The organism is Pseudomonas sp. CC120222-01a (genome assembly GCF_003097235.1).
Taxonomy (GTDB): Bacteria; Pseudomonadota; Gammaproteobacteria; order Pseudomonadales; family Pseudomonadaceae; genus Aquipseudomonas.
In genome coordinates this window covers 92941-113450 of record NZ_QEQQ01000007.1, presented here as the reverse complement: position 1 = coordinate 113450, position 20510 = coordinate 92941, and the positions used below count along the sequence as shown (strand labels likewise).

The 20510-nt window shown below is 57.2% G+C and carries 16 protein-coding genes and 2 pseudogenes; 5 read left to right on the top strand and 13 right to left on the bottom strand.

The window, feature by feature from the left end; translation table 11 throughout:
• Nucleotides 1-5: 5 nt before the first annotated feature.
• The 5 genes and pseudogenes from N430_RS11670 to N430_RS29710 all read right to left on the bottom strand — a co-directional run.
• Nucleotides 6-1073 carry a glycine betaine/L-proline ABC transporter ATP-binding protein gene (locus tag N430_RS11670; protein WP_110638746.1) on the bottom strand — a complete coding sequence of 356 codons (1068 nt, stop codon included), beginning with the start codon at nucleotides 1071-1073 and terminating at the stop codon, nucleotides 6-8.
• Nucleotides 1074-1186: 113 nt separating this feature from the next.
• Complete coding sequence (locus N430_RS11665) at nucleotides 1187-2077, bottom strand: dihydrodipicolinate synthase family protein (protein WP_110638747.1); 891 nt, start codon at nucleotides 2075-2077, stop codon at nucleotides 1187-1189.
• Between the two features lie 24 nt (nucleotides 2078-2101).
• Entirely contained in the window at nucleotides 2102-3442 is a 1341-nt protein-coding gene (locus N430_RS11660) for an FAD-binding oxidoreductase (RefSeq protein WP_218278051.1), read from the bottom strand.
• An 837-nt stretch (nucleotides 3443-4279) separates the two neighbouring features.
• On the bottom strand, nucleotides 4280-5434 hold the full coding sequence (locus N430_RS29715; RefSeq protein ID WP_256592128.1) for a hybrid-cluster NAD(P)-dependent oxidoreductase: 1155 nt from the start codon (nucleotides 5432-5434) through the stop codon (nucleotides 4280-4282).
• Between the two features lie 606 nt (nucleotides 5435-6040).
• Nucleotides 6041-6211 (bottom strand): annotated as a pseudogene (locus N430_RS29710) (Rieske 2Fe-2S domain-containing protein); the annotation flags it as partial.
• Nucleotides 6212-6626: 415 nt separating this feature from the next.
• Here N430_RS29710 and N430_RS11650 point away from each other — a divergent pair.
• Nucleotides 6627-7550 carry a LysR substrate-binding domain-containing protein gene (locus tag N430_RS11650; RefSeq protein ID WP_110638749.1) on the top strand — a complete coding sequence of 308 codons (924 nt, stop codon included), beginning with the start codon at nucleotides 6627-6629 and terminating at the stop codon, nucleotides 7548-7550.
• 116 nt (nucleotides 7551-7666) lie between these two features.
• Nucleotides 7667-8794 (top strand): SRPBCC family protein, encoded by a 1128-nt coding sequence (locus N430_RS11645; protein ID WP_110638750.1) that lies wholly within the window; start codon nucleotides 7667-7669, stop codon nucleotides 8792-8794.
• A gap of 50 nt (nucleotides 8795-8844) precedes the next feature.
• On the opposite strand, the gene N430_RS11640 is transcribed toward N430_RS11645, so the two are convergent.
• From N430_RS11640 to N430_RS29700, 5 genes are all read right to left on the bottom strand, one after another.
• The gene (locus N430_RS11640) at nucleotides 8845-9693 is read right to left on the bottom strand and encodes a glycine betaine ABC transporter substrate-binding protein (RefSeq protein ID WP_110638751.1); all 849 of its coding nucleotides are present in this window, start codon (nucleotides 9691-9693) and stop codon (nucleotides 8845-8847) included.
• 674 nt (nucleotides 9694-10367) lie between these two features.
• On the bottom strand, nucleotides 10368-10973 hold the full coding sequence (locus N430_RS11635; protein WP_110638752.1) for an HD domain-containing protein: 606 nt from the start codon (nucleotides 10971-10973) through the stop codon (nucleotides 10368-10370).
• Between the two features lie 124 nt (nucleotides 10974-11097).
• A complete protein-coding gene (locus N430_RS11630) occupies nucleotides 11098-11700 on the bottom strand; it encodes a helix-turn-helix domain-containing protein (protein ID WP_110638753.1) in 603 nt (200 codons plus the stop codon).
• A gap of 135 nt (nucleotides 11701-11835) precedes the next feature.
• Entirely contained in the window at nucleotides 11836-12459 is a 624-nt protein-coding gene (locus N430_RS29705; protein WP_256592124.1) for an MFS transporter, read from the bottom strand.
• Nucleotides 12411-12836, bottom strand: coding sequence for an MFS transporter (locus N430_RS29700; RefSeq protein WP_305888042.1), 426 nt, complete (start codon nucleotides 12834-12836; stop codon nucleotides 12411-12413). The genes N430_RS29705 and N430_RS29700 overlap by 49 nt, the downstream gene beginning before the upstream one ends.
• 664 nt (nucleotides 12837-13500) lie before the next feature.
• On the opposite strand from N430_RS29700, the pseudogene N430_RS29985 reads away from it, so the two are divergent.
• From N430_RS29985 to N430_RS11615, 3 genes and pseudogenes are all read left to right on the top strand, one after another.
• Nucleotides 13501-14520, top strand: a pseudogene (locus N430_RS29985) (cache domain-containing protein); the annotation flags it as partial.
• A gap of 93 nt (nucleotides 14521-14613) precedes the next feature.
• On the top strand, nucleotides 14614-15378 hold the full coding sequence (locus tag N430_RS29980) for a methyl-accepting chemotaxis protein (RefSeq protein ID WP_371922774.1): 765 nt from the start codon (nucleotides 14614-14616) through the stop codon (nucleotides 15376-15378).
• Nucleotides 15379-15410: 32 nt separating this feature from the next.
• Complete coding sequence (locus N430_RS11615; protein WP_110638755.1) at nucleotides 15411-16874, top strand: PucR family transcriptional regulator; 1464 nt, start codon at nucleotides 15411-15413, stop codon at nucleotides 16872-16874.
• A 158-nt stretch (nucleotides 16875-17032) separates the two neighbouring features.
• Here N430_RS11615 and N430_RS11610 read toward each other — a convergent pair whose 3' ends face one another.
• The 3 genes from N430_RS11610 to N430_RS11600 all read right to left on the bottom strand — a co-directional run bounded on the left by N430_RS11610 (nucleotide 17033) and on the right by N430_RS11600 (nucleotide 20381).
• A complete protein-coding gene (locus N430_RS11610; protein WP_110638756.1) occupies nucleotides 17033-18544 on the bottom strand; it encodes a CoA-acylating methylmalonate-semialdehyde dehydrogenase in 1512 nt (503 codons plus the stop codon).
• A gap of 89 nt (nucleotides 18545-18633) precedes the next feature.
• Complete coding sequence (locus tag N430_RS11605) at nucleotides 18634-18984, bottom strand: cupin domain-containing protein (RefSeq protein ID WP_110638757.1); 351 nt, start codon at nucleotides 18982-18984, stop codon at nucleotides 18634-18636.
• A 14-nt stretch (nucleotides 18985-18998) separates the two neighbouring features.
• Nucleotides 18999-20381 carry an FAD-binding oxidoreductase gene (locus tag N430_RS11600; protein ID WP_110638758.1) on the bottom strand — a complete coding sequence of 461 codons (1383 nt, stop codon included), beginning with the start codon at nucleotides 20379-20381 and terminating at the stop codon, nucleotides 18999-19001.
• Between the last annotated feature and the right edge of the window lie 129 nt (nucleotides 20382-20510).

The window sequence follows — 20510 nt, the reverse complement described above, 5'->3', positions numbered from 1 at the left end:
CTGGCTTAAGCCAGATCCAGACCACGCACGGCTTTGAGCAGTGTTTCGCGGCTGACGGTGCCAACGATGCGGCTACCATCGCGAATGGCGACTCGATCCTGCTGGCCCTGCAACGAAACATCGATCAGGGTTTCCAGGTCGGCATCGATATGCACGCTGGCCATCGCCTCTAGCGAGCCCGGATGCGGGTCAGCATGGAGGCCCTGCAGCATGGAGCGGGCCTTGAGCAACTTGAGTCGCGAGATACCTTCCATGAAGCTGGCCACGTAGTCGTCGGCCGGGCGCAATACCACTTCTTCTGGCGTACCTACCTGAATCAGCCGACCGTCCTTCATGATCGCGATGCGATCACCGATGCGAATCGCTTCGTCGATATCGTGAGTGATGAAGATGGTGGTCTTGCGCAGCTCGGTGGAAAGCTTGCGGAATTCGATCTGCAGTTGTTTGCGGATCAAGGGATCGAGGGCGCTGAAGGGCTCATCCATCAGCAGAACATCCGGGTTGGCGGCCAGGGCCCGGGCAATACCCACCCGCTGCTGCATACCGCCGGAAAGTTCCTGTGGGTAGCGCTTGGCCCAGTTGCCGAGGCCGACCTGATCCAAGGCCTCCTGGCTTTTGCGTTGGGCTTCCTGCTTTTTCATCCCCTGCACTTCGAGGGGGAGCATCACGTTCTGCAATACCGTGCGGTAGGGCAGCAACGCGACGTTCTGGAATACCATACCGATCTTGCTCGAGCGCAATTCGCGCAGCTCGGGTGCCGACATCTTGCAGATATCACGACCGTGCACCAGCACTTCACCACATGTGGGATCGATCAGCCGGTTGAAGTGGCGGATCAGTGTAGACTTGCCACTGCCTGACAAACCGATGATGCAGAACGTCTCCCCTTCAGCAACGCTGAAGTTGGCATCCGACACGGCGATGACCGAACCGAAGGCTTCCAGCAGCTGATCCTTGCTGTGGGTGTGTTTTCTGGCGGCATCGATTGCTGCAGCGCTCTGATTGCCAAAAATCTTCCATACACCGCGGCACTCGACCACGGTTGACGCTGTTCTATTACTTTTATTATTCATCGCGTTCATGTCTTCTTACCCGCAAGCATGAGGGGGTCGTAGAGGGCACCGCGTGGGGTGCCCTCTACGCAACGTTGAAAACAACGTGGCCGTCGTCCCTGACGGCGGGCGCATCAAGCGCCTTTAATTTGCTCCAGGACTTTCTTCAGCTCGGCTTCCTCAGCAGGTTCCAGTGCGCGCAGTGGTTTGCGCAGGTTACCGGTGCCAAAGCCATTGAGCTGTGCAGCTTTCAGAACCAGCGGCACGTAACGGCCGTTCCAGAACAGCAGCATCAGTGGCAGGATTTTTTCCCACACTTGCAACGCTTCGGCGTACTTCTTCTCCTGCACGAGGTTGTACATGCGTACTGCTTCATGCGGAACGGCGTTGGCACCACCCCAGATGGCACCTTTAGCGCCGGCAACCAAAGCGTAGAAGGTGGTGGTGTCGCAACCGTTGAGTACGGCAACCTTGGTCTTGCAGGCATCACTGGTCAGGAAGCCCTGCTGGGTAGTCAGGTCGCCAGCACTGTCCTTGATGTAGGTGAAGTTCTTCAGTTCAGCCAGGCGCTGCAGCAGATCGGTGGACACGGCGATCTGAGTGGCTTGCGGGATGTTGTAGCCGATAATATCGATGTTGACAGCCGCATCGATCTCTTTATAGAAGTTGAAGAGACTGTCGTCGTCGGTCGGGCCTTCGAAATACGGAGGCAGGATCATCAGCGCGTCGGCGCCGTGTTTTTCGGCGTGCTGCGAGCGACGCACCACTTCATCAACGTTCAGCGCCGAGCTCTGGCAGATCACGTTGCAACGTTTGTTGATCTGCTTGATACCCACTTCGTAGAGTTTGTTGCACTCTTCTTCGGTGAGGAACGGGTGCTGGCCGGTACCTGCGCCCAATACGAGACCGTGAACGCCGGCGGCGATGTACTGCTCGATCACCTCTGCATAAGCGCTGAAGTTGATCGACCCGTCTTCATTGAACGGGGTTTGCATCGCGACGTTGATACCACTCAGGTTTGCCATGCTGCGTCTCCTTTGTTATTAATTTCAGATTTCTTCGCCAGCTTCTTTGAAGCGCTTGCCAGTTACATAATTCACGCCGAACTCGGTAATAAGTTCCGGGTAGGCGCGACTTGGTTTGGCGCGTCGCTTGAGGATTTCAATAGTTTCCGAGCTCATGCCAGATGCAAGTTCTGCAATGGCTTTGCCGAACGCACTGCCACGCGAAACACCCGTGCCGTTACAGAACGAAGAGCTGTACACATTTTCGGCCAGCTCGCCCCACGCCATGCCACCATTCTGGGCGAGCGTGAGCATGCCGCCCCAACTGTGCTCGAAACCGATCTTGGTAAGTTCCGGATAACGGCGGTCGAAGGACAGCTTCTGGTACTCACGAGCGTTGTAAATCTCAGCCGTGCCGACGTTGTGACCTTTGGCATAGGCGTAGACATTGCGGAAGATCAGACGATTGTCAGTGGTGCGGCGTACGGTGGTACCGAAGCTGTTGGCCGGAATCAGGCCGAACGGGCCGTGACCGACACCCGCCAGTTCCTTTTCCGTCAGCACACGCGTCATGCTGGCAAAGGTGTAGACCGGGATGGCCGATTTCGGGAAGAAACCGAAGTTGTTCAGGTAGCCAGCGGTGCAGAGAATCACCTTGCGTGCCCTGATTACGCCGCCCTGGGTCTGGAATACGTGCTGCGGTTTGCCGAAGGTGGCTGTATTGACGATGGTGTTCTCGTACACCGTGACGTTCTTGGGCATCATCCGCGCGGCATTCATCAGGTACTTGGCCGGCTGCAACAAGACGGTGCCTGGATGGAAGAGCCCCTTGATGTAATGCTTGCTACCGGTCAGATCTTGCATCTCATTTTTTTCGACCCAGCGGTACTTTTGACCCATGCGGTCAAGGGCCTTGGAGAAGTTCATCAAGTCAGCAACACCATGATCGGTAGCTGCACTATGGTACTTGCCCTGCGGGTCCCAGTCGCAATCCACACCCATGTCCACCCAAGACTTCAGGTAGGCGGTACCCTCGAGGTTAACGTGATACTCCTCGTTATTGCCTTTGACATCTTCGATGAAATCACGCTTGCGCGGGTTGTGCGCCAAATCGATGGCAAAGCCCAGGCAGCGGCCCGAGGCGTTGTTACCGATGCGCCCAGCATCTACAAGCACCACGTGAGCGCTGGGATTGAGCTCAGCATATCGGCGTGCCGCGTGCAGTCCCATCCAGCCAGCACCGATAACCAGGCACTCGCAGGTAACTTCGCCGCGCAAGGTGTTGTAAGGAAGTTCAGGGCCTGCAGCAAGGTACCACCCTGAGTCAGTCGGGTCTTTTTTGGGCGGGGCAACGTCAATGCGCTTGCCAAATACCGTAGAAGCCACTTTTATTCTCCTGACGAAACAAGAAACCGCTATTGAAGAGATTCCAAGGCAGGCGTACCCGCCCAGGCAGTAGGTAAATAGCTGCCCTGCAACGCAGGACGATTATTTATTCTTTTGTTCACCCACCAGCGCTGATATCAGGAAGATTTCGGAGCGCTGCTTTTATTTTTATTGTTGCAACTGAATAGCCGTAGCGTGATCAGCCTCGGTCTGCCGAGCAGCCCACCCAAGACTACCGATCGCACGCCCTGCCGCCCGCCGAACCGAGCAAGAGCCCATGCCCGGAAACCGGCATTTGGCTATCCGCTCGCGGTTCGAAGCCATTGGCGCAGGCATGCAGCTGATCGGTCATCGGTCGCCTCCATCCGGCTAAGGGTCATATGCATCAAGAAAACTATGGGGTCATTATCTCCAACTCAATAAAAAAATCCACTTTTTTTTCTTATGAATAATTTTTGATTTACCATCTGTGCTAATTCCTCCACGGAATAGCAGAACGTCGCCATTTTCACCCTTGCGAATCGCTGAAAAGCCGCCCTCTCCAGCGCCCAGGCGCGCGCGGGCAGGCAGCGCTAGCCCGAGCCCGGGTGCTGGCTGGCGATGGGAAATAAGGGGGATTGATGCGCAGGGCAACGGTTAGCCCTTCAGCACGCTGGTGAAACAAGCGAGCTAGCGAAGGCTGGGCATCCAGCGCTGCCGCGAAAGCGCCGGCGCAGGATTCAGGACGAAGGGGCGATTACACCAAAGCCACTGGGGTATGGCTTGAGCAAGGCGTTGAAGAAGCGCACCCCATGCCTCTTCAGCGCTTGAAAAACGGCAGCGTACGATCCAGTGGGTCTACAGATCGATGACCAGGTCAGAGGTTGGCCGGCTGCAACAAAGAAGCCGTTGGCCCTTGTCGATTTCTCGCTGGCGAATGCCTCCCTTGTGCTGCATTTCTACGGAGCCTTCGATTATGGTGGTTTTACAGGTGCCGCAAACACCCTGGCTACATGATGACGGCACCACAGCACCCGCTTTTCTCGCAGCGCTCAATAGGGTCTGCGAGCCGTCCATCGTGAACACCTTCGCGCTTCGAGCAAGGGTTACCGTAAATACTTCACTTTCGGTTGCAGCCTGAAGTGGCTGGGGCTCGACACCCTCGGCACCTGAGCCAAGGTCGAAGCTTTCCTGGTGGTAGTGGCGCAGGTCGAAACCACCTTGCCCGAGCATTCGCTGCACAGCCTCCATGTACCCCTTGGGCCCACAGGTAAACACCTCGCGCTGCAAGAAGTCGGGCACCAGCTGTTGCAGCAGGCTCAGGTCTATCCGCCCGAGGGGGCCGCCCCACTCCGGTTCGTCACCAACCGCCTCGCAAATGACCGATACCTTGAAATGCGATTGCGCCTGTTCAAGGCGGGAAAGCTCACCGCGAAACACGATATCCGATGGCGTACGCGCGCTGTGCACGAATGCGATATCAAGGTCGGCACGCAGATCGAAAGCGGTACGCGTCATGGACATCAACGGTGTGATACCAGAGCCCGCACTCAGGTAGAGCAATTTTCGGCAAGGGTGCCCGACGGGTGTGAATACGCCGGCAGGCCCGGACGCATTCAACCTGGCGCCGACGCGAAGGTTGTCGTGCAACCAGTTCGATACCAAGCCTCCCGGCACGCGCTTGACCGTGATAGAGAAGGTGAAAGGCCGCGTGGGTGATGACGACAAGGTGTAGCATCGCGACCAGACCTGGCCGGCGAATTGAGGGGAGACGGTGATGAATTGCCCCGGCTCGAAAGACAAGGCAGTTAAATCCCCACAGCGAAACACAAAGGTGCGAACGTCCGGGGTCTCGTCGATAACAGCGCAAACCTCCAGGTTCTTTTGCTCACCGCTGCTCCACGGCTCTCCAACCGAGGACCATACGTTGGCATCACTGAAACATTGGGACTGCCCCACGGTGTCAATGTGCGCCGCCGGAATAATCTGCGGGCTCAAGGTATGAACCGCCATCCGAGCGCCATACCACCGTACAAATGGGTTGGATGCATGCTCTGCGTCGCCATCGGTATCAGGGGAGCTGGCGATAACGCCTCTACCTGGCAGAGCCGTCTGGTCATAGTTCCGCCCTTCTACGGAACTGGGATCGGAGAGCCAATGCGTACGCACTACCGTCTTGTCTGGCTCGACCGGAATAATCGAAGTGATTACAAGGCATCCGTTGCTCACCGCTCCCCAGGCGTTGTGGGTCCAAAAGCTCACGCCGTCGGCCCGGCCCTGCAAAAACGAAGATGAAGCCTCCAGCGCACCGACCTGTCCGTCATCACATGCATGGACGTTTTCCATCAATCGTTTCCAATTGATGCTTTCGACCACTTCGCTTTCATGCACGAGCTTGCTGTACCGGTGCCCGCATGCACTCATCATCGGCTGGCCCAGCTCCTGCACGCCTTCGGGCGCACTGTCACTCAAGCAGGCGAAGATCAGCGGCCCTATTACGTTGATCGAGACGGGTATCAGGCTACGGCACGTCGGGTCGAAGTCCTTGCCCATATGAAGGGTGTGGCGTAGCGCCCCATCCAGATCATACGTCCATTGATGATACGGGCACACCAGCATTCCCACCGGGGCCTTTCCGGGCGCCTTGAGCCGCGCACCACGGTGGCGGCAGACATTACGATACGCACGAACCCGCCCTGCGTCATCGCGCACAATAATGATTGAAGAGGTGCCAATATCAACGGTTAAACTGTCACCCGGTTCGGCGACATCGGCGTTAACGCCTACCACGACCCAGTGCTTGTGATAAAAAATGTCGAGGTCAGTCTCGAACACACTTAGTTGTCGCAAAACACTGCCGCCCCCATCATGAGCGGGCGCCTGAAGCGGGGCCAGCGCTTGACAGCTACTTATGATTGCACTATTCACGACGCACCTCGAATCCAGCACAGCTGTTATTAAATTTATACTTTCGAGTATCAAGCCAGCCCTTAAAATACGTCAACGCACTTTATTGTTAAGCTAACATGAGTGATAGTTATGTCCGGCTCACCCAGCCTACTTCAACCCGTGGCCGCATCTGAACAGGCAAACAATGACCTGTCGCCACTTGAAGTCATGCGGCATGAGTGCACCGCGCCCAGGTTTGCCTGTGGCACTACACCACCTGCCTGTGCCGCACGCACCGGCGTTGTCGGAGAACACGATGAGCTGTCCCGAAAAGCCCCGTCAGCAAAAAGGCTACCGTCGAATCATCCCTTCCATGAATGCGCTGGTGGCCTTTGAGGCGGTGGCCCGGTATGAAAGCTTCACCTTGGCAGCCCAGGAGCTCGGTGTGTCCCAGGCGGCGACCAGCAAGCATGTCAAATTTCTTGAAGACGTGCTGGGGACACGTCTATTCGAGCGGCTGCCCCGATCGATCAAGTTGACGACGGCAGGCGCGCTGCTGTTCGGTGCAATGGACGGATCGATGCAGCGCATCGCGAGTGCCTTCGACAAAATTACCGACGGTCTCCACGAACTCAGTATTTCTTTGGCCAGTTCACCGGACTTCTCTAATCTTCGGGTACTACCGCGCTTGCCGCTGATCAAGGCCTTGATGCCGGGCCTCAAACTTCGGCTCACCGTCAACTCGGATCGAGAAGCAGACATCTGGGTGCGTTTCGGCACCGGCAACTGGGAGGGCGGCGAGTCTATCTTTCTGTTTGATGAAGAAATTTTTCCGGTGTGCTCTCCCGCCTGGCGTGATGAGCACGGGGCGCCAGCAAGCCTCGAAGACTTGGCCCGCGCAGCACTGATCGATACCGATGCCACACTGGAAGGCTGGATGACCTGGCACACCTGGTTCAGGGCGCTGGGTTATGCCCCTTCCAAACTTGAGTTCACCCTGCGCAGCGTGTTGTACGGCAATACAGTGCAAGCGGCGCTGCAAGGTCATGGTATTGCCTTGGGCTGGAGCCGAATGCTGCAAAGCCAGCTTGCCACCGGTAGCCTGGTGAGGGTGTCAGAACATTCAATCAAACTGAAGGATGCCTACTATTTGTTCCTCGCGGCCGGTCGCCAGCGAACGGCGGAAGTCAACGGCATTCTCCAGTGCCTGCAGAGCGATGTCCCACTGCCGTCCCCCTAGGATACAGGCATAACTTATACTCACGTCAGCTTGAGAATAAAGCCCGTTGACCATCTTTCCAGGCATTCCGATACTGGCCCAGTTCAATATCAGAACTGCGCAACCGGGAGATGGACATGGCTCAAACAAATACAATAACCCACCGTGAACTCATCAATTTACGACAACCCTACAGTGCCCTACCCGGCGGTGTATTCGGGCGCGAAGATATCTTTCAGACCGACATGGACATCTTCTTTAGCAAACACTGGATCGTGGTCGGCGTGACGCCCCAAATCCCGAAGCCGGGCGACAGCATCAACGTGACCGTCGGCAAATACACCGTGAGCTTGGTACGACAAAATGTACTGACTGTCGCTGCGTTTCGCAGCGTTGGAGACAGTGACGATGCTCACAGCTCGAAGCCCTGCGCGGTGCGCGTGGTCGGTGCTCACATACTGGTGTGCTTTGACGATCACCCGCCGGCAGATATTGATTACCTCACCGAAACCCTATCGCCGCGCTTCGCCCCGTATGAATTTGCCGACAGTAAAATTGCCTTTGAGATGGAAATCATCGAGGACGGCAATTGGAAACTGGTGATTGAAAACAATCGCGAATGCTACCACTGCGCGGCAGGGCATCCTGAGCTCAACGTTGCGTTCATCCCAATGGAGGACTTCTCCGACGGCAGCGCCACCGCTGAGCAACAAGCGGAAAGGGATGCGCTCCAAGCCCAGTGTGCCATGACCGAGAAGAGTTGGGCCAACGAGGGCTGGATCAGTGAAGCAGTCGAGTACCTAGATGAGGACGCTACCACCCAGTTCAGAACCGAACGCTGGGTGATTTCCAATCATGGCGAATCGCTCACTTTGAGTACCCGTGTGGCCTGCTCCCAACTGCTGGGAAACCTGACTCGGCGCGATCTTGGCGACCTGCACTTCTGGACGCACAACTCGTGGACTCATGTGATGAGCGACCACGCCGTGATCGCGTACCTGATTCCGCTTTCGACGGGCAAGACGCTGGTGCGCTCAAAGTGGCTGGTTCACAAAGATGCTGTGGAAGGCCGAGACTACAACCTGAAGGAATTGACCGAGGTCTGGATCGCCACGCATCAGCAGGATGCTGCGCTGGTGGGGATCACGCACAGCGGAACCCAGGATGCCGCCTATGTGCCCGGCCCCTTCTCACCGGTGGTTGAAAACTTCGTGGACCAGTTCACTCGCTGGTACAGCACGCGCTTGGCGGCTCACGGTATTTAAAACCCTAAAAGGGGCTTGGCGCACGAGCGACAAGCCCCCCAAACGCCTATCTACTTGGCCATTACGGCCCATTTATCGACCAGTCGCGTGTTCTGGCCCCACCATTTCTCCACCGCTTGCTGCATGGTCATGCCTTGATTGACCCACATATTGATCGCCGTGATGTCGTCGATAGGTACATAGACACTGGCGAGTGCCTCTCGCACCCGCGGGTTCGCATTGGAGAAGCCTTTCTTGGCGATCCAATAATACGTTTGCGCAGGCGGGAATACCCCCTTGGGATCATCCAGGTAGCGAACTTTGAACTTCATGTCCATCCACGAGGGTTGCCACAGCATGGTAACGATGGGCGCCTTTCGCTCGATCGCCGACTGCAATTGGGCCGTCATCGCAGCAGTGCTGCCTTCAAGCAACGTGTAGTGCAGACCATACTGCTTGATGACATCAGCGGTGTCGCGCATGATGCCCGACCCCGACTCGATACCGATGATTTTGCCACCTACCTGGTCCTTGATACCGTCCAGTTCTTCAATAGACTTGATGGGTACATAGTCGGGGACCACTATCCCTTGGCGCAGGCCATGGGAAACCACTGAAACCTTCTCGAGGTTCTGGTAACTTTTTTGCCAATAATCAGCGGTGACGTAGTTGATATTGGAAATCATGATATCCACATCGCCTCTTGCCACGGCGGCAAACGCGATACCCCAATCGGGCAAGGTCGTCACCTCAACCCGGAACCCCTGCTTCTCGAGAAAATGCTTGGCAATATCAGACAGCGGTATGAAGTCTTCCCATGGCAGCGTGCCTATCTTGATAACGGGCTTGTCTGCCGCCTGAACGAAACCGGCAAAAAAGCACGCCAGGGTAAGCGCCAAAACTCTTAAAAGTTTATGCATACGTTCGCACCTTTCGATGATCGGGTTAGTAGCATCATATTGATAAGCAAGGTTTTTACCGCTGCGCGGCAGGTTAACCCCCCTGCACTCAATCCACACGATGGCAACACAAGCAGACTAGCGGGCGCGCGTTAACCGGTCGCGCCGGCCATGGCTGACCGCTGCAAGGGTTCGCAAAATCAATCAAGATGAACGGGGCGACGAACAGGACAATGTTGGCGGTGGTTGTACTTCCTCGATCATCAGTGTGCCAACGGCCAAGTGCGCATGCGCAGTCAGCGGGAGGGGCGCGCTGTTGGGTTGACGCTCAGAGGCGTCTAGCCTGATGTCAGCATAAAACGCTCGCAGCTCAACTTGAACTTGCTTCAGAGCCCTTTGCAGCACGGAGAAGAGTTTAACTTGCAAACCATCAAAATGGTCACGAAAGCCACGATTCAAAAGCACTATTGTTTTCATAAGGCACGCTCATTTTTTGTTATTTGATTCAAGCCACGCTTCATGTACTTTTCAGCTATAGAACAGTGTGATGCTGCCTTGCAATCCTCCTTATTGATTTCTACGTAACATTTAATTGTCCGCATCGGGACTGGCCACTGCTGCACACCAGCCCCAAGGCATTAACATCCACCTAGCAATTCCTGGCCAGCCTCGGCCAGGCGCACAGGCAGCACGGGTTAGGCAACAGAGCGCTCCGGACTTACCCCCATACGCTCGTCCCCCACATAACGGGGATCGAACGCAGGCCGCGTAAAGATCCGCCGAACCATGGGTTCAAAATGTTCAAGCGGAAAGGTAGGGTAATCCGGGTCGAAAGACGCTTGGTCCCAGGCCTCACAAAAATTCACACAACTTTGGTAATAGGGGTGATCCTTGTAGAAGTCTCGCTCATTGGGGTCGCCGCCGAAGAAGTGCACGTAATAGAAATTCTGAAATAAGCCGTGATAGTTGATCACCCATGTAACTTCTGGACGCACATAGGGCCGAATGATCGAAGCCGCGTACTGGGAGTGGTTATACGGTGCCAGTTCATCACCAAGATCATGGATCAGTGCAGCCACGATCATTTCCTCGTCTGCCCCGTCATTCTCCGCGCGCGTGGCGGTTTGCAGCGAATGCTGCAGTCGGTCGATCTGGTAGCCACCCAGGGAATTTTCCAGCGCGCGCAGGCAACCCAGAATCCGGTCTGGCAGAAGCGTCGCGAAATCCGCCTCTATCTTGTGCAGCATTTCGTATTCTTCTTTTTTCCCATCTTTCATCTGACGGAACGAAACACTTTCCATTACACCCTCCTGTTAAGCTCACTGGCGCACCCTCACCGCGGTCGGGCGAGTGCAGCCACCTCATCAAGTCATCCGACTGTCTTTCTAGTTTTCTTCAGGTACGGCCAACCCCAACCTGTGGGCGTCAGTACGTAGGCGGCGCAATGACCCAGATCACCTTGACTTCAACGTCTCCGGTATTCACCCAGCGGTAAGACTCACGCACAATTCGGAAGCTATCACCGGTGCGCAAGCTGAACTTTTCGCCTTTCACCCAGATATCAAACTGACCTTGCAGGACGTAGAGCTCCTCTTCGGTGTCCCGCGGTGCAGCTTCTGGACGTGTGGCCCACACGGCGAAGGTACTCAGAAACATCTCAAACATGCCGCCGATATCAGGCGACAACAATTCTTCGGTAATACCGTCGAGGAACGCGCCGAGTCGACGGCGACTGTTACACCTTACCAGGCGGCCAACCTCCAAAGGGGCCTGATGCTGCGCATCGAAAAACCAACCGATAGGCACCCCGAGCACACCTGCCAGCTTTATCAAATCGGTGATGGATATCTCGGTACTCCCCCGCTCCAGTTTGCTGATAAAGCTGGTCGAGCGACCGATCGCTGACCCGAGCTGGGATAGCGTCTGCCCACGCGCTTTGCGCAGTTTGCGGATCTGCGCCCCCCAGGCGGTGGAATCACTGACGGTGGCGCCTGCGCTATTGCCGGGGTGTGTCATGTAGCTTGTCATACGACCCTCATGCTGTACTTCGCCCAGTTCAGGATGCACGCTAGGAAATTTCTTAAACCAATTATGCACAATGGGAAAAATATTTCATGTTTTTTGTTAGTTTTTTTCCATTACGATAAAAATATGAAAATTTTATCAAACGTATGGTTTTCCAGCTGATCTGTACCGCCTAGATGCTCGGCCACGCAGGCCTGCGCTCAGCATCAGGGCAAGGGCAAGGGCAAGAGCAAGAGCAAGAGCAAGAGCAATCATCACGCTTGCTGCAAGCATCGCGCCCCTCGGCCCGAATACGTTCAACGCGCTCCCGCCCATGATCACCCCGAGCCCAATCGCACTGTTCAACACGGCCGTATGCATTGCGGTTGCCGGCAGCGTGTGATCACCAGCAATCCTCAAGACCCAGGTTTGCAAGCCTGTAAACAAGCCGGAAATTGAGATACCCCAGAGCACCAGCAGGAGAACCACTGCTGCAATGCCTGGCGCAGAGTCGAAGATGCTCAGGGTCATCAGGGACATTGCCATCGTGGCCAATGCCCCAAGGATGAAAACCCTCAAGTGACGATCAATAAACAGCGCACTGAGCACATTGCCAAGGAGGCCAGCTGCGCCGTAGGCAAACAGGAGGGTGGCAATCATCCTGGGTGTAATGCCGGCAAGCTGGTCGAGAAAGAGTTCGACAAAGGTGTAAGCGGCAAAGTGCGCAGCAGCCGTTAGGCCAGTGATGATGTAAACGAATAGCAGATCCTTGCGCCGCAACACGGCTGCGAATCCGACACCTTTACAAGCGGAGGAATCTGCATGGGAGGAAGCGCCAAGGCTAGTGCACCGGCGCTAACAACGCACGTCAGGGCAAGGTAAGCAAACGGCGTGCGCCAGCCATCGTGATTGCCCACCAGATTGACCAGTGGTACGCCCATGACCGTAGCAGCTGTAATGCCACCAAAGACGATCGAGGTGGCCAGCCCCATGCGCTGTACTGGCACGATGTGCGCGGCACTGGCGGCGACTATCGCCCAGAAAACGCCATGCACCCATGCACCCAAAGCGCGGGCGCCGAGGAACGTTGAAAAATCCGAAGATACCGCCGCCAGGCCGTTCGAAGCGGCCAGTAGCAACATCAACGTGATCAATAGCACCTTGCGCGGTATCCAACGGTTCAACCCGCTGGACAGTAGGCCGCTGGCAGCTCCAATCCATGCCTATAGCGTCACCGTCAACCCCACCGTCGAGGGGGATTGACCCAGGTCGGTTGAAATCTGTGACAACAGACCAATCGGGGCGAATTCTGAGGTAACAATGGTAAACGAAGCGGCGCACAGCACGCTGACCGCACACCATACCCGTATAACTGAATCGCTCATCGGCGCTGCCTGTCCCTGTTCACTGCCCAGTCTCCATGCCCACCCGTTCCAGCACGTGCGGTACAGGTAGGGGCTACGGCCTAGTATTGCATTTACAAAATTACTCAAAAAAACTCAAATCACACATTAAATTCTCATGCAGATAATTTATTGAAAAAATTATTTGAAATCCTTTATGATCTCCCACGAACACGACCTGACCGGTTTTTCCTGGCCCAAGCATTGCCCGTAGAGGATTTGACTCAAGCGACTGCATAACGCCCTGAGCAAATGGTCAACGGCCCCTGCTTCTGCTTTGCCGCCTCACACGGGCGGCTTTTTTTTGATCGCAAAAAACAGGCCTCTCCCGCCACGGTAAACCCAAGCCCGGTCACGGCTGTCAGCGTGCGAATTCTCACACTCAGAACAGGACTGCGTCACATCAGGGACGCCAGCGAACATGACAAGAAAACTGAGCTTCAGCCAAAAAATCCTGCTGGCCGCCTCCCTGGTGGTGATCGCAGCCATTTCTCTGTTCACCTTTTACAACGACCATTTGCAACGCAACGCGGTGAGTACGGACCTCGAGCACAGCCTGCAGGAGATGGGGTCGGTTACCGCCAGCAACATTCAGAACTGGGTTTCCGGCCGCGTACTGCTCCTCGAAAGCATGGGTGAATCGCTGGCTGCCAACCCCTCAACCGGCGCCATCCAACGGCTGCTGGAGCAACAGGTGCTGAGCGCTACCTTCGTTTTCACCTACCTCGGCACCCAGGACGGCACGTTTGCAATCAACAAGCCCACTGTCCGGCCCGATGGCTACGACCCACGCAGCCGCCCTTGGTACAAAAGCGCCCAAAGCGCCGGTGGTACAGCCCTGACCGAACCCTATGTCGATGTCACCACCGGACAGCTGACCATGACCATCGCCACCCCCGTGCACTCCCTGGGCGTGGCCGGTGGCGACCTCAGCCTCGATGCACTGGTGAAAATCATCAACGCCCTGAACTTCGACGGCATGGGCTACGCCTTTCTGGTTAGCGCCGACGGCAAGATCCTGGCGCATCCGCAAAAAGACTTGATGATGAGAACCTTGCATGACGCATTCCCGCATAACACGCCGAGCATAGGTGGCGGCCTGACCGAAGTTTCGGTCGACGGCCGCACGCAAATCATGACCTTCACCCCTATCAATGGTTTGCCCTCGGTCAACTGGTACATCGGCGTAGCCGTGGACAAAGGCAAGGCCTACAGCACCCTGGATCAACTGCGCACTTCAGCCCTGATGGCCACTGTGATCGCCGTGATATTGATCATCCTGCTGCTGGGCATGCTGATTAGGGTGCTGATGCAGCCGCTACATGCCATGGGCCGTGCCATGCGGGACATTGCCAATGGTGAGGGCGACCTTACCCAGCGCCTGGCCATTCACAGTCAGGACGAGTTCGGCGAACTGGCCCAGGCCTTCAATCAGTTTGTCGAGCGCGTGCACAGCTCGATCCGAGAAGTGTCCTCGACCACCGCACAGGTCAACCTGGTCGCTCGTCGGGTACTCGACGCCTCGAATGCGTCGATGAACAACTCCGACAATCAGGCAAGCCGTACCAATACCGTTGCCGCAGCGATCAACGAACTGGGCGCCACCGCCCAGGAAATCGCCCGCAACGCTGCAGACGCCTCGCAACAGGCCTCGTCTGCGCGCGGTCTGGCCGATGAAGGCTTGCAAGTGGTTGAACACACCATCTCCAAGATCAACGAGCTGTCTGGCAAGATCCGCGCCTGCTGCAGCAACATCGAGTCGCTCAATAGCAAGACGGTCAACATCGGCCAAATCCTCGAAGTGATCAAAAGCATTTCCCAACAGACCAACCTGCTGGCTCTGAACGCTGCCATCGAAGCGGCTCGCGCCGGGGAGGCAGGCCGCGGCTTTGCAGTGGTGGCCGACGAGGTGCGCAACCTGGCCCACCGTACACAGGAATCGGCACAGGAAATCCAGCAGATGATTGAAGAACTGCAAATCGGCGCACATGACGCAGTCACCACCATGAACGACAGCCAGCGGTATAGCGAACAGAGCATGGAAGTTGCCAACCAGGCGGGCCTGCACCTAGGCAGCGTGACTCAACGTATCAGCGAAATCGACGGGATGAATCAGTCCGTTGCAACTGCCACTGAAGAGCAGACCGCCGTAGTCGACTCGCTGAACATGGATATCAGCGAAATCAATACCCTCAACCAAGATGGCGTACAAAACCTGCAATCGACCTTGCGCGCGTGTGCCGAACTGGACCAGCAGGCCAATCGGTTACAGCAGTTGGTAGGAAGCTTCAGAATATAGCTGGCGACGGCAAAGCCGTACCGGAGGACTACATGCTTACTGTGCATGAACTCGCTGCCATGGAGTTGCTCAGACTGGAGATCGTCGCAGGCTCAGGTGGCAGCAGCAGGGTCATCAGATGGGCACACACCGTCGAGCTGCCAGACCCCTGGCGCTGGGTCTCACCTGGCGATCTGGTGATGACAACCGGTGTAGGCCTGCCTTCGACTGCCCACGCCCAAGTCGACTGGCTGGAGCAACTGCAGCAAAGCAATGCCAGCGCCTTGGTGATCGCCCCCAGGCCCGATGCGCCGCCGCTGACACCCCAGATGCTCGAAGCAGCCGACCGGATGTATTTCCCGATCATCCACGCAAGCTTCGAGCTTGAGTTCGTCAAGCTCTCGCACTTAGTCATCGAAAGCGTGCTGCAGGCACAACGCGAACGCTTCAATGCCAGCGAGCGGTTGTTCCACACCTATGCCGAGGCACTGCGGCGTGAAGCGGACATGGGCGGCCGCCTTGCGGTGCTGGCCCAGACCCTGGATCTGGACCTGGCCATCGAGGATGCCGTCAGCGGCATCTGTATTGTCGAAGCCAGACAAGGCAACCCGAGTGCCAGCCATGGGCTCGAGCGTATTCCTATCGCTGGCCGCGCCAACGCCAACCTGTTGATCGGGCGCCGCCCAAAGGGCTCGCTGGATGACTCGATTCTGGTACGTTCACTGGTGGGATTGCTTGGGGTCGAACTCGAACGAGAGATGATTCACCGCGACACCCAGCGCATGGAGGGCGCTGCCTTGCTGCGTAGCCTGCTCGACAACGAGACCGAGTTCGCCATCGCTCGGCCCACCCTGAAACGCAAGGGCTTTGATGGTACGCTGGTGTCCCTAGCTATCAAGCCAGGCGCCGCAGGTCCATGGAATGCGAGCGAAGTCCACCAAGCCCCTGCCCTGCACCTGGCCTGCCCCTTGCTACTAGAAGCGGACGATCTGCTTCTGGCTCTCAGCTGTGATAATCCGGCCATGATCAATAACCTGCTCGACAGCCTGGGCAGCAGCACCGTAATCGGCGTCAGCGGCCCGATCGCAACGGCTACCGGTTTGCGCGAAAGCCTCCGTCAGGCACGCCTGGCGCTGGCTCAGGCGCAGGAAACGGGCGCACTGGCATTGCGTTATGGTGACATCGATACCGGACTGGTCATGGCACCGAAATCATTGCCCGAAGCACGAGCGCTAGTAGGCCGTTACCTTGGAGCGTTGATCGAGTACGATCGGGTGAACAACGCCAGGCTGCTGAACACCCTGATCACGTTCCTGGCCAACGACGGTAACTGGAAGGCCACGGCGATCGACCTAGAGGTTCACCGGCAAACGCTCGTTTACCGTATGAAACTGGTGGGGCAACTGACCGGCATCAAAGCGACCTCCACCGAAGGCATCGCGCGGCTCTGGATTGCGATTCAGGCGGGCAGGAACTGCGGCTTGCTTGAGGGAACAGATATCGCAAAATCCATGTAGAAATCGACTTGTCGGAAATGAGGTCATTGCAGCCAAACGACGTTGGCGCTGCCTGTATCGGCCTGATCTCCGACAAGCCGACTCCTACAGCTTTTTATGCTGGAAAACGACAACCCCGCCGCATGGTCGGGGTTGTACGTTTCGATTAGCCGAACGCCTTAATGGCTTGTCGGCATCGCGAACTCTGCTCCTTTGGCGATCGCCTGCGGCCAGCGCTGCATGATGCTCTTCTGCTTGGTATAGAAGCGCACCCCTTCTTCGCCATAGGCATGCATGTCGCCGAACAGACTCTTCTTCCAGCCACCAAAGCCATGCCAGGCCATCGGTACCGGAATCGGCACATTGATGCCGACCATACCGACCTGGATGCGGCGGCCGAACTCACGGGCGATGTGGCCGTCACGGGTGTACAAGCTGACGCCGTTGCCAAATTCATGGGCGTTGATCAGGTCGACTGCCTCGGCGAAGTCTTTCACGCGCAGGCAAGTCAGCACTGGGCCGAAGATCTCTTCCTTATAGATGCGCATGTCCGGGGTAACGTTGTCGAACAGCGTGCCGCCGAGCCAGAAGCCATCGCCGCAGCCTTCACCGGCGGTCTGGCCGTTGAAGTTGCGCCCGTCGACCAGCAGCTTCGCGCCCTCTTGCACACCTTGATCGATGTAACCGGTGATGCGCTCAAGCGCCGCACGAGTAACGATCGGGCCCATCTCGGCTTCGAGGTTAGTGCCGTTGAGCACTTTCAGCTCGCGGGTGCGCTCGATCAGCTTGGGCATCACTTTCTCAGCGGCATCGTCACCGACGAACACCGCCACGCTGATCGCCATGCAGCGCTCGCCAGCGGAACCGTAAGCCGCACCGATCAGCGCATCGACGACTTGGTCGATGTCAGCATCGGGCATCACCACCAAATGGTTCTTCGCCCCACCCAAGGCTTGCACGCGCTTGCCGTGGCGAGCTCCCGTTTCATAGATATGGTTAGCGATCGGTGTAGATCCAACGAAGGATACCGCTTGAACGTCCGGGTGCTCGATCAGCGCGTTGACCGCGTCCTTGTCGCCCTGCACCACGTTGAACACACCGTCCGGCAGGCCGGCCTGTTTCAGAAGCTCGGCGATGAACAAGCTCGGGCTCGGATCCAGCGGGCTTGGCTTAAGCACGAAGGTGTTGCCGGTGGCCAAAGCGACCGGGAACATCCACATTGGCACCATCACCGGAAAGTTGAACGGGGTAATGCCGGTGACCACGCCCAGCGGCTGGCGCAGGGTCCAGTTATCGATGTTGGTGCTGACCTGGTCGGTGAAGTCGGTCTTCAGCAGTTGCGGCGCGCCGCAGGCAAACTCGACAATCTCGATGCCGCGCATCACTTCGCCCTGTGCGTCGGTGAAGACCTTGCCGTGCTCGGCGGTGATCATCCGGGCCAGATCGTCACGGTGATCATTGAGCAACGCCAGGAACTTGTTCAGCACCCGCGAACGGCGCAGCGGCGACAGGTTGCTCCAGGCCGGGAAGGCCGCCTTGGCCGAGGACACAGCAGCATCCACATCCTGCTGTGCCGAAAGCTGGACCTGGCCGGTGACCGCGCCAGTGGCCGGATTGTAGACCGGCAGTTGCTGGCCGCTGGTCGTCTCGGCGCGCGCGCCAGAGATCCAGTTCGTAATGCTTTGGGTCATTGTATTGTTCCGAACACGTTATACGGATTGGATCACAGTCCTGTAGGAGCGGCCTTGCGTTGCGAAAGGCCATCTCCACGGGGAGCAAATCAGTAGATGGCGTAGACCTTGCGCACGGTATCAAGCACATCCCAGCGCCCGGTCCAGCCCGGAGGCAGGATGATCAGGTCGCCAGCAGTGACTTCCACCACTTCTTTGGTGCTGTCATCGGTGAGCAGCGCCTTGCCCGAAATGATGTAAGTGAATTCAGTGTCAGGTCGGTTGACTACCGGCCAGCCACCTGGCTGGCACTCCCACACACCGAGGTTGCCAACGGCCTCGGGGGCCAGTGTCTGGATGGCGATCTGCGGATCGCCCTTGTCGGCGCCAGCGCGCTGGCCTTTCGGGGCCAGTGGCAGGGTTTTGATGTCGGCATGCTTGATGATGGTGAACGAAGGCATGGAATTTTTCCTTATCAATGAGCGCCCGTGAGCTTTTCCAGCAACATCGCGGTGCGTGAGGGTTTGTGGGTGTAACGCTCTTCCATATCGCTGAGGGACGCTGCCGCCAGGCCGCTGTTGATACCAAACCAACGCAGCGGCTCCGGCTCCCAGGAGGGTGAGCGGTGGTTGACCAAAGGCAGTGTGTTGATATCCTCGTCATGCCCCAGAATCAGGTTGCGCAGCAGACGCCCGGCTAAGTTGCTGGTGGCCACGCCATCGCCAACATAGTTGCCGGCCCAGGCCATACGATTGTTGCGGTCGATGCTGACTGTCGGGCACCAGTCGCGGGACACGCCCAACGCGCCGCCCCAGCGGTGAGTAACGCGGACACTGGCCAGCTCCGGGAAGAACTCAGTCATGGTGTCGTAGATCTTCCCGTGAATGCTGTCGACCAGGTCGGCCTGCTCGGGCATGACCGAACCCCATTTGTAGGGTGCACCACGGCCGCCAAACACCAGCCGGCCTTCCGCAGTGACCTGGCCGTAGACGCGCAGATGGCGCATGTCGTTGAAGGCCATGCGATGGTCCAGGTTCAGCCTGGCCAGCAACTGACGCGGCAGCGGCTCGGTGGCTAGCACCAGCGAGTAAAGCGGAATGACGAAGCGCGATTTGCCCGGCTGCTGAGAAGTGAAGGCCTCAGTGGCACGCACGGTCATTTCGGCGCGTACCGAGCCGCGTTCAGTATGCACAACGCCCGGGGCCATTTGGGTGACGGCCGACTGCTCGTAGATCTTCGCGCCCATGCTTTCGACGAGTTTGGCCAATCCCCGCACCAGCTTGCCAGGATGGATCAATGCGCAATGCTCGGTGTACAGGGCGCCAAGCGTTCCGCGTGCGCCGGTTTTTTCAATGGCCTCAGATCCCTCCAGCAAACGCCATTGGTCCGGCAAACCAAATCGCGCAGAGCTCTCCACTGCTGTCCGCACTCGGGCCATCTGAGGTGCACTACGGGCCAACGACAGGAACCCTTGCTTGGCGTAGTCGGCATCGACGCCTTCAAGCGCCAGTACCCGGCCAATCTCATCGACTGTCTCGTTCATCGCTGCCTGCAGGTGCAAAGCGGCGTGATGGGAATACAGCTGCTCAACGCGATGCAACGAGATCGGAAAAATCGCCGACGCCCAGCCGCCGTTGCGCCCAGATGCACCAAAGCCGACTTCACGTTTTTCAAGCAACACTACCTTCAACGATGGGTCGGCCTTGAGCAGATAGTAGGCCGTCCATAATCCGGTGTACCCGGCACCGACGATGACCACGTCAGCCTGGATAGCGCCATCGAGCTGCGCGCGCGATTCACTGGGCGCGAACCATAAAGGCTTGTTGGGTAACATCGACAAATCGAGTTTCGCTGACATGCTGTTGGCTTCCGGCTGACTGCCCAAGATGTAGGCAGCGTCTGAATGACGTTCGGTGTTCTAAACCAGAGCTTATGTACCTTGATGTTTACTCGCCATCGGCAGATTCCAAAATCCACCCACGCAGTA

Excerpts from the sequence above, each read along its gene's own strand:
- N430_RS11670 (WP_110638746.1), bottom strand. The coding sequence starts at position 1,073 with ATGAATAATAAAAGTAATAGAACAGCGTCAACCGTGGTCGAGTGCCGC.
- N430_RS11665 (WP_110638747.1), bottom strand. The coding sequence starts at position 2,077 with ATGGCAAACCTGAGTGGTATCAACGTCGCGATGCAAACCCCGTTCAAT.
- N430_RS29715 (WP_256592128.1), bottom strand. The coding sequence starts at position 5,434 with ATGGCGGTTCATACCTTGAGCCCGCAGATTATTCCGGCGGCGCACATT.
- N430_RS11650 (WP_110638749.1), top strand. The coding sequence starts at position 6,627 with ATGAGCTGTCCCGAAAAGCCCCGTCAGCAAAAAGGCTACCGTCGAATC.
- N430_RS11645 (WP_110638750.1), top strand. The coding sequence starts at position 7,667 with ATGGCTCAAACAAATACAATAACCCACCGTGAACTCATCAATTTACGA.
- N430_RS11640 (WP_110638751.1), bottom strand. The coding sequence starts at position 9,693 with ATGCATAAACTTTTAAGAGTTTTGGCGCTTACCCTGGCGTGCTTTTTT.
- N430_RS11635 (WP_110638752.1), bottom strand. The coding sequence starts at position 10,973 with ATGGAAAGTGTTTCGTTCCGTCAGATGAAAGATGGGAAAAAAGAAGAA.
- N430_RS11630 (WP_110638753.1), bottom strand. The coding sequence starts at position 11,700 with ATGACAAGCTACATGACACACCCCGGCAATAGCGCAGGCGCCACCGTC.
- N430_RS29980 (WP_371922774.1), top strand. The coding sequence starts at position 14,614 with ATGAACAACTCCGACAATCAGGCAAGCCGTACCAATACCGTTGCCGCA.
- N430_RS11615 (WP_110638755.1), top strand. The coding sequence starts at position 15,411 with ATGCTTACTGTGCATGAACTCGCTGCCATGGAGTTGCTCAGACTGGAG.
- N430_RS11610 (WP_110638756.1), bottom strand. The coding sequence starts at position 18,544 with ATGACCCAAAGCATTACGAACTGGATCTCTGGCGCGCGCGCCGAGACG.
- N430_RS11605 (WP_110638757.1), bottom strand. The coding sequence starts at position 18,984 with ATGCCTTCGTTCACCATCATCAAGCATGCCGACATCAAAACCCTGCCA.
- N430_RS11600 (WP_110638758.1), bottom strand. The coding sequence starts at position 20,381 with ATGTCAGCGAAACTCGATTTGTCGATGTTACCCAACAAGCCTTTATGG.